This is a genomic window from Candidatus Paceibacterota bacterium (assembly GCA_028716825.1).
Lineage (GTDB): Bacteria > Patescibacteriota > Minisyncoccia > Minisyncoccales.
Map to the genome: position 1 here is coordinate 1 of JAQUPA010000021.1, position 8,726 is coordinate 8,726.

At 33.2% G+C, this 8,726-nt stretch carries 10 protein-coding genes; all 10 read left to right on the forward strand.

The window, feature by feature from the left end; all coding sequences use genetic code 11:
• Nucleotides 1-186 precede the first annotated feature (186 nt).
• Complete coding sequence (locus tag PHI88_03360; protein ID MDD5552165.1) at nt 187-711, forward strand: hypothetical protein; 525 nt, start codon at nt 187-189, stop codon at nt 709-711.
• A 17-nt stretch (nt 712-728) separates the two neighbouring features.
• Complete coding sequence (gene pilO, locus PHI88_03365) at nt 729-1,397, forward strand: type 4a pilus biogenesis protein PilO (GenBank protein ID MDD5552166.1); 669 nt, start codon at nt 729-731, stop codon at nt 1,395-1,397.
• Nucleotides 1,398-1,409: 12 nt separating this feature from the next.
• Nucleotides 1,410-1,751, forward strand: a complete 342-nt coding sequence (locus PHI88_03370; GenBank protein MDD5552167.1) for a hypothetical protein — start codon at nt 1,410-1,412, stop codon at nt 1,749-1,751.
• 66 nt (nt 1,752-1,817) lie between these two features.
• Nucleotides 1,818-3,581, forward strand: coding sequence for a GspE/PulE family protein (locus PHI88_03375; GenBank protein MDD5552168.1), 1,764 nt, complete (start codon nt 1,818-1,820; stop codon nt 3,579-3,581).
• Between the two features lie 79 nt (nt 3,582-3,660).
• The gene (locus PHI88_03380) at nt 3,661-4,731 is read left to right on the forward strand and encodes a type IV pilus twitching motility protein PilT (protein MDD5552169.1); all 1,071 of its coding nucleotides are present in this window, start codon (nt 3,661-3,663) and stop codon (nt 4,729-4,731) included.
• Between the two features lie 24 nt (nt 4,732-4,755).
• Nucleotides 4,756-5,967: a type II secretion system F family protein gene (locus PHI88_03385; protein MDD5552170.1), complete on the forward strand. Its 1,212-nt coding sequence runs from the start codon at nt 4,756-4,758 to the stop codon at nt 5,965-5,967.
• Nucleotides 5,968-5,975: 8 nt separating this feature from the next.
• Entirely contained in the window at nt 5,976-6,800 is an 825-nt protein-coding gene (locus tag PHI88_03390) for a prepilin peptidase (GenBank protein ID MDD5552171.1), read from the forward strand.
• A 9-nt stretch (nt 6,801-6,809) separates the two neighbouring features.
• The gene (locus PHI88_03395) at nt 6,810-7,346 is read left to right on the forward strand and encodes a hypothetical protein (protein MDD5552172.1); all 537 of its coding nucleotides are present in this window, start codon (nt 6,810-6,812) and stop codon (nt 7,344-7,346) included.
• 15 nt (nt 7,347-7,361) lie between these two features.
• On the forward strand, nt 7,362-8,066 hold the full coding sequence (locus PHI88_03400) for a prepilin-type N-terminal cleavage/methylation domain-containing protein (GenBank protein ID MDD5552173.1): 705 nt from the start codon (nt 7,362-7,364) through the stop codon (nt 8,064-8,066).
• Nucleotides 8,067-8,070: 4 nt separating this feature from the next.
• Nucleotides 8,071-8,726 (forward strand): hypothetical protein (locus tag PHI88_03405; GenBank protein MDD5552174.1); only part of this gene is annotated, 656 nt, incomplete at its 3' end.

An 8,726-nucleotide genomic window follows, 5' to 3' on the forward strand; every position in this document is an offset into this window, starting at 1 on the left:
AAAAAGTAGTATAAAAACAGAAGTAGGCCAACCCTTTAAAGATGTAGTTTATAATGAGTCGCTTAAGAAAACAATAGAAAATATAGGCCCTTCTTTTTCTGTGGCTGTTGGTGTAGCGCTTCGTGAGTTTAGAGAAAGATAAAATACCTTGCAATAAAAAAAATTGGGTGTTAAAATATAAAAATTATGGCAATAGATATATCAGAAAAAAAAGGAGGAAAATATCAATTCAAGACAAAATTATTTTGGAACTTGTTGGGATTTCTTCTTTTTCTTCTTCTTCTTTTTGGTCTTATAAAATTATATAACTATACATTAAAATCTGGAGTTAAAGAAACAAGAGTGGCGATTCAGGAGATTGAAAACAAAAGAGATAAAGTACTCGAGAAGGAAATGAAAAATATAATGGATATTTTTAAAAAAGTATCCCCGGTTTTAGATTCTCACACCAGGTCAAGAAAAATTTTAGACTTTGTAGAAAAAAACACTTATGAGGGTGTTTATTTTTCTGGACTAAACTATAATCTTAAAGAAAATAATTTATCACTTAACGCTTTCTCGGGCACAGCAAGTAATCTTTTAATGCAAATGACCGTTTTCAATTCCAATAAAAACGTTCAGAGCGTTGAGATGAGTAGTTTTTCGATTGGAGACAAGGGTGTAAGTATTCAAATGAAAATAAATTTTAGTCCTTCAATAGTTAAATTTTAAAATACAAAAGCAATATTATGCCAACAAAGGCTCGCGACATTCAACTTCTGATTTATTTCATTATTTGTGTTTTGATATTCTGCGTTGCTTATTTTTTTGTTTATCCCAGCTTGATAGAAGTAAAAAAGGCGAAGAAAGAATCTGTTGCACTAATTCAGATTCTTAAAGAAAAAGAAGAAACACTAGAAGAATTTAATGGTGTTGCTGCAAAATATAAGACAAACTCAGCTAAGATAAAAAAAATAGAAGGGCTTTTACTTGATGAAAATTCAGATAAGCTTTTAATGTTAATTCATTTTGATGTTTTAGCCTCAAGAAATAAAATGTCAGTATCGAGTTTCTCTTTTGGAGAAGTTGAGGGTTCAGAAAGTAATCTTGGAGTTTTACCTGTCAGCCTGACCGTTGATGGTTCTTATGGTAATTTTAAGGGATTTCTAGATGACGTTGCAAAAAGTATTCCTTTAATGGAAGTTGAAACAATAAATTTTTCAGTGGGGGAGGAAGGAGAAACCGGAGAAAAAACTCCTCCTAATATGAATTCTTTTTCTTTAGTTATAAAAGTTTATACAAAATCTATAGTAGAAGTATCTAAAGAAGAGGGAGCAGCAGCGACCGAGGGAGAGAATATCAACCAAGAAACAACTCCGCAAGCGGTTCCCCAGGAAACACAAAATATTCCTCAATAATTAATAAATATTATGGCAATATCTATAGAATCAATATCTGAAGGGAAAAAAGACGCAAAACAATCTTTTAAAATGCCTATTTGGGGAATATGGCTTTTGATCGTAATTATAACGTTTGGTTTTCTTTTTTATTTTCTTTTTTTACAAAAACCCGCAAAGGAAGATATAGAAACATATACTAGCGAGGGAGAAGTTCTTACAAAAGAAGAACTTGACAGCTTTGAAGATATTATAATTATTGTTAATAAAACTCCTATTAAAGATTTAAAGCAAGTTATTTCAAAATCGATTTTTTCTTCACCTCCAAAGGATAAAGTTGGCGCAACTGGCAATCCTTTCGTGCCAGCAAAATAATTTCAATTTTATTTTTGTCTTAATTTTTGCCAATTTATTTAAGGCAAAATTTTATTTTACAAAAACATGGCTTCTGAATTTATTCAGTTTCTTGTAAAGAAAAAATTAATTCCTGAAAATTTGTTATCCTCATTGGAATTAGAGAGTAAGGAGAGTAAAAAGACGGTGGATGAGATAATAACAGAGAAAGGAATAATTTCCGAAAAGGACTTTTTTCATTTAAAGAGTAATTTTTTGAATATTCCCATAAAGAAGGTAACGCCGGAGCAAATATCAAGTGATGTTTTGAAAGAAATTCCCGAAGAGACCGCTAGGAATTATCAAATTGTTCCTATCGATATTACAAAAAATGTTTTATCTGTGGGTACACCATTTCCAGAGAATTTTGAAGCTCGCTCTGCTCTTGATTTTATCGCTAAGCAAAGAAAGTTCAAGCTCGAGATTTTCTTGATGACCTTTACGGATATCAATGAATTACTTAAAAGGTATAATATATTGAAAGAAGAAGTTAGTGAGGCGATAAAAGAAATTGAAAAAGAGGAGAAAGAGGAGAAAGAGGGCATTATTGTAAAAGTGAAAAAAAGAAAAGAAGAAACAGAAAGAATTGTCTCAGAAGCTCCTGTTTCAAAAATTGTTTCTGTAACTTTGCGTCATGCAGTAGAAGGTAAAGCATCCGATATTCACATAGAGCCAATTGGAGAGAAGTTGAGGATAAGATTCAGAGTTGATGGAATTTTGTATTCAAGTCTTTTTATGGAAAAAAAACTTCTCCCTTCAATTGTTTCAAGGATAAAAATTCTTGCTAATTTGCGTATTGACGAGACTAGAAAACCACAAGATGGTAGATTTACAAGCCAAATTTCAGGTAAAAGAATCGACTTTAGAGTAGCTACTCTTCCAACTGCCCAGGGAGAGAAAGTGGTTCTTAGAATTCTTGATTCCACAACAGCAGTTATAACTAAAAAACTTTCAGCCCTTGGTTTTATCGGGAGGAATTTAAGAATTTTGAAAGAGGGCATGAAACTTCCTTTTGGTTCTATTATTTTTTGTGGTCCTACTGGTTCAGGAAAATCAACAAGCCAATATACAATTCTTCAAAACCTAAACAAAGAAGCTGTTAATATTGTTACTTTAGAGGATCCAGTCGAATATTGGATTGATGGGGTGAACCAATCGCAGGTGAGACCTGAAATTGGATATTCTTTTGCTCAGGGTCTTCGCCAAATCGTAAGACAAGACCCAGACATTATAATGGTGGGGGAGGTAAGAGATAAAGAAACAGCTGATCTTGTAACTCACGCTGCTCTTACAGGCCACCTTGTACTTTTTACTTTACACACAAACAATGCAGTGGGTGCAATTCCAAGAATGATAGATTTGGGGGTTGAGCCGTTTTTAATTCCCCCAACAATTAAAATCGTTGTATCTCAAAGATTAGTGAGAAAACTGTGTAATGAATGTAAAAAGAAAGTAAAAGCGAATAAAGAACAGGAGAAAATTATAAGACAAGAAATAGAAAAAATACCACAGAAAGAAAGAAAAGATATAAAGATATCTTTAGAGGAGACCGATCTATACCAGTCCGTTGGTTGTCCTTCTTGTGCTAATAAAGGGACAAAAGGAAGAATTGGGATATTTGAAATTTTTATAATGACAGACAAGGCCGCAGAAGTTATTTTAAAAGATTCTTCAGAGCAAAAAATAGAAGAAGAATCAACAAGACAAGGCATGATAACAATGAAACAAGATGGTATTATCAAAGCTCTTAAGGGTTTAGTTTCTTTTGAAGAAGTTCTTAAGGTTGTTGAAGTCCAAGAAAAAATCATATAAAATACATTAACATACAACTGACGATTCTCATATAAATTTATTAATCATATACGAGTCGAAAGTTTAATATTATAAAATTATGAACTATCAAGAAATTATTTCTAAAATTTTTGAAAAATCTCTCGCAGAAAATGCGTCTGATATTCATATTTCAACAGGAAAACCTCCAACAATAAGAATTGATGGCAGATTACTTCCATTAAAAGATGAAAAAATTATTGGACCGGATGATGCAAGAGAAATTACTTACGCTATTTTAGGACCAGAGCGAAAAGAAGAGTTTATTTCAAAGAAAGAATTAGACTTTTCTTATGAATATAAACACAAAACAAGATTTAGGGGAAATGCTTTTTTGCAGCAAGGATTAATTTCCTTAGCTTTAAGAATAATTCCTTCAAAAATTAGAACCATAGAAGAGCTAAATCTTCCAAGTTTTTTACATAAATTTACAGAACTAAAACAGGGCTTTATTATAATCACGGGCCCTGCAAGCCATGGAAAGTCTACAAGTCTTGCTGCGATGATTGATGAGATAAACAAAAACCGAGAAAGCCATATTATTACAATTGAAGACCCAATCGAATATGTTTTTTATCAACAAAAATCAATTATCGATCAGCGAGAGGTAGGAATTGATACCAAAAGTTTTGCTGTTGCTCTTCGTTCGACTTTAAGGCAGGATCCAGATGTAATTATGATGGGGGAAATGAGAGATTATGAATCAATCTCAATTGCTCTAACTGCGGCAGAAACTGGTCACCTTGTTTTTTCAACTCTTCATACTAATTCTGCCAGTCAGACGGTGGATAGAATTATTGATGTTTTTCCAGCAGATCAGCAACATCAAGTAAGGGCTCAACTTGCAGCGAGTCTTGAGGCAATTATATCTCAGAGATTAATTCCAAGAATTAATGGAGAAGGAAGAATACCTGCATGTGAAATCATGGTTGCAAATCCTGCTGTTTCAAATGTAATTCGCGAAAAAAGAACCCATGAACTTGATATGATGATTACAACAAGTAGTGAAGAAGGAATGATATCTTTAAACCGTTCATTAGCAAATCTTGTTTTGCAAAAAGAGATTAGTTTTGAAGACGCAATTAAATATTCTATTTCACCAAGTGAATTGAAATTGTTACTCAAGAAGTAATAAATTTGGTGAAAAAATTCTAACATGAAATATAGATATAGAGCTCGTAACCAAGAGGGAAGTATTGAAACAGGTATTGTAGAGGCAATGACAGAAAATAATGCGATAGAAACTCTTCAAAGCAGGGGTTTAATTATTACGGGTCTTGAAGAGGCAGGAAAGAAAAAGGGCGTTGAGAAAGAAATAAATGTTTTGCCAAAAAGAGTCAAAGCAAAGGACCTTGTTTTTTTCTATAGACAATTTTCAATTTTAGTTACATCCGGCACTCCCTTAGTCGAATCTTTAAATGCTCTTTCGATGCAGGTGCAGAATCGGCTTCTAAAAGAGCAGGTTATGGAAATTTCAAACGACGTTAATGGTGGTATGGCGCTCTCTGAAGCGATGGCCAAACATCCAAAGACTTTTACACGCTTCGTGGTAAGTATGATAAAAGTGGGAGAAGTTGGAGGTAAACTATCAAGCGTTCTTGAATATTTAGCAGACCATCAAGAGAGGGAATACACCCTAACAAAGACAATTACAGGAGCTTTATATTATCCCGCTGTTATTCTTCTCGTTTGTGTGGGGGTTTTGGTAATAATGTTGACTTTTGTTATGCCGAAAGTTTCTGACATGTTTAAACAATTTGAAACTGATCTTCCTCTACCAACAAAAATTATTTTGGGTGTTTCCGGCTTTTTAACTCGTTATTGGTGGTTGGTTTTTATTATAGTTGGTATAGCTATATGGTTACTTATTCGTTATATTAAAACACCTCAGGGAAAAATTAAAAAAGACAAATTAGAGCTTAAGGCTCCGATACTGGGAACAATTTTTCAGAATATGTATTATGCTAGACTAAGCGAGAACCTTGCAACATTAGTAAAAGGAGGGATTCCAATTGTCCAGGCTCTAGAAACAGTTGCCTCTGTTATGGGTAATTCTTTTTTCAAGAAAGCATTGAGAGATGCTCGGGATAATGTAAGGAAGGGTGGAGAAATTTCTGAAGTTTTTAAAGATTCAGAGGTAATATCTCCGACTTTAACTCATATGGTAGAGAGCGGAGAGAAAAGTGGAAACCTTGATAGGGTTTTAGGAGATCTTGCAACATTTTATAATGGTGAAGTTGAAAGAGCAGTAAGTGGTCTTATAACTTTACTTGAGCCAGTTTTACTTATTGGTATTGCTCTTGTAGTTTTATTTCTTGCCATTGCTATTGTAATGCCTATTTATGGACTGGTAGGCGCAATACACTAATTTTGGTTATGTATTTTCTTTATTTATTTATCTTTCTACTTGGTTTATGTGTAGGCAGTTTTTTGAATGTTCTTATTTTAAGACTTCCAAAGGGCAAAAAAGCAAAAGGGCGTTCTTATTGTCCAAAATGTAAAAAGAAACTAAGATGGCACGAGCTCATTCCTCTTTTTAGTTTTATTTTTCTTTGTGGTAAGTGTTCTCGTTGTAAAAAACCAATTTCTTTTCAGTATCCTTTAGTTGAATTTTTAACAGGGCTATTTTTTGTTTTAAATTCTTGGCAGATTATAAAAACATCAGGTGTTTTAAATTTTGAGACAATTATAGAGATTTTATTTTGGTTTTTCTTTCTAGGTGTTTTAATTGTAATTTTTTCAACAGATTTTAAGTTTTTTATTGTGCCGGATAGAGTTATATATCCCGCAATCCTTGTTGCGTTTTCATATCAAGTTTTTAAATTTTTCTCTTTGAATAATTGGAAGCCATCTTTTACATTCGGAGCTTTAAGGCCAGTTTTTACTTCTGTTTTTGCCGGAGCCATTTCTGCTTTATTTTTCTTTTCTTTGATTTTACTTACAAAAGGAAAAGGAATGGGTCTTGGTGATGTTAAAATCGCAGCCTTTATGGGTATTTTACTCTCTTTTCCCAACATTTTTGTCGCTTTATTTCTTGCATTTTTTAGCGGCAGTGTGATAGGATTAATATTGATAATACTAAAGAGAAAAAAATTAAAAAGCGAAGTACCTTTTGGATGTTTTTTGGCTCCAGCCACCTTTATTGCGTTTTTTTGGGGAACTAATTTAATAACCTTTTATTATAATTTATTTCTTTGGTAAAATAATAAAATGCCAAAATTAAAAAGAAAAAACAGCTTTACTACCATTGAACTTGTAGTCTCTATCGGAATTATTGTGATTATGGGTGGTATTTTCCTTGTAAATTATAGATTGCAAAAAGAAGAAATGGATCTTCAAAATGCTGCAAGTATAATATCTCAAGAAATAAGAAAAGCTCAAGGATTTACAATGGCGCAGATGTCTCGTCCTGAGAATAATGAATGCGGAGGAGGAGTAGCCAAGAATTTTGCTATTTTCTTTGAAGAGGGGAAAAACTACATAAAGCTTTATACTGATAAAGACCTGGCAAATGAATGTTTAGTTGAAGATAGGTATTTTGCGTCTAGCATTGAAGTTTTAAATGTGACTCCGGCTGTTTCAGACACTACTGCTTGGATTACTTTTGAAAAAGAAAATCTCAAAACGAAAATTAATGCCAGCGTGGCAACAACGTTAAATATCGAGCTTTGTATTAGAGGAGATGCCTGTAGCGCAAACAAAAAAACAATTATTTTAAACAATAAAGGAATGATAGATATAGAATAAAAAATCAAAATCCATATGTTTAATTTATTTAAAAAATATAGCGAGAAAGGATTTACTTTTATTGAACTTTTAGCTGCGATGATTGCGTTGTCCATCGGAATTTTATCTGTAATTGCAATTTCTTCAAAAAGTTATTCTGCAATTTCTTTCCAAAAAAATAAGCTCATCGCTACTTATTTAGCAAAAGAGGGGATAGAACATGTTCGTGCTATGCGTAATGAAAATTGGCTCTATAAAGACGAATCAGATTGTAACCGAGATTTTGTTGTTACTAAGTGTTGCGATCAAGATAAAAATCCTACTTGTGATATTGATGAAGATGGCCAGGTAAAAGAAGATGGAGGGGATTGCGATTGGAGATGTGGTGACGAAAGTAACCCCGCGAGTTCCTATCAGCCAAATTGTATCCTTGGTGCTCCACGGCACGTAGAGGGTTCTATTTATTATGTATACACCAAGGACTTGATGCGCTATGGAAATTCTTGGTTATGTGTTGTAGCATCTACTACTAGTGAAACTGCTCCGACCAGTTGTAAAGATTATGGATATTCGCATGGCTCAAATATTAAACGGCTTTTAGTAGTTGATAGAACTAAAGATTTAAACCAAGACGGAAATCCAAACAATGATCTTTTAGTTCAATCAATTGTTTGTTGGCAGCAAGGCGGAAGATGGCAAGAAGTAGTAATTGAAGACCATCTTTTTAACTGGAAGAAGTAATTTTATGTTAAATTTGAACAGAATTAGTTATTCCAAAAAAAGTTTTACCCTAATTGAGCTTTTAACCGCAATGGCAGTTTTTATTTTTTTAATAACAGCTACAATGGGGATTTATGTTACGACTATTCACAAGCACTTTCAGGCGCAAAAAATACAGACAGTTAGTGAGGAGCTTCGCTATGCAATGGATTTAATTTCGCGCGATATAAAAAATAGTTATGTTGTCGCTATAAAAAACGGGGGAGAAGATTACCAGGCAATATGGCTTGCTCATTTAACAAAAATGACAGAGGCGCAGAGAAATACTTGCCTTGCTTCCCCTTCTGAAAATAATTGCTTAGTATATAGATTTAACTATAGAGATTATACGGGCAATAGTTGCCGAGGTACCCAAAAACAATGTATTGATTCTAAAGAGGCAGGGGCGACAGAGACATATGCTCCTCTTATTTCTTCAAGAATAAAAATTACTTTACAAGATAATTGTCCTCCTGTTTTTTTCTACGACCCAGACAAGAGCGAATTTAGAGTTTCTGTAAATCCATTAAGTAACGCCGTTCTTGTTGAAATTTTAATTGTAGCTCAAGCAACTAATGATACAGATTGTTTTTCTTCAATTCCCTTAAAAACTTCTGTTACCCAAAAAGAAATAGAAAATTT

Excerpts from the sequence above, each read along its gene's own strand:
- PHI88_03360 (MDD5552165.1), top strand. The coding sequence starts at position 187 with ATGGCAATAGATATATCAGAAAAAAAAGGAGGAAAATATCAATTCAAG.
- pilO (MDD5552166.1), top strand. The coding sequence starts at position 729 with ATGCCAACAAAGGCTCGCGACATTCAACTTCTGATTTATTTCATTATT.
- PHI88_03370 (MDD5552167.1), top strand. The coding sequence starts at position 1,410 with ATGGCAATATCTATAGAATCAATATCTGAAGGGAAAAAAGACGCAAAA.
- PHI88_03375 (MDD5552168.1), top strand. The coding sequence starts at position 1,818 with ATGGCTTCTGAATTTATTCAGTTTCTTGTAAAGAAAAAATTAATTCCT.
- PHI88_03380 (MDD5552169.1), top strand. The coding sequence starts at position 3,661 with ATGAACTATCAAGAAATTATTTCTAAAATTTTTGAAAAATCTCTCGCA.
- PHI88_03385 (MDD5552170.1), top strand. The coding sequence starts at position 4,756 with ATGAAATATAGATATAGAGCTCGTAACCAAGAGGGAAGTATTGAAACA.
- PHI88_03390 (MDD5552171.1), top strand. The coding sequence starts at position 5,976 with ATGTATTTTCTTTATTTATTTATCTTTCTACTTGGTTTATGTGTAGGC.
- PHI88_03395 (MDD5552172.1), top strand. The coding sequence starts at position 6,810 with ATGCCAAAATTAAAAAGAAAAAACAGCTTTACTACCATTGAACTTGTA.
- PHI88_03400 (MDD5552173.1), top strand. The coding sequence starts at position 7,362 with ATGTTTAATTTATTTAAAAAATATAGCGAGAAAGGATTTACTTTTATT.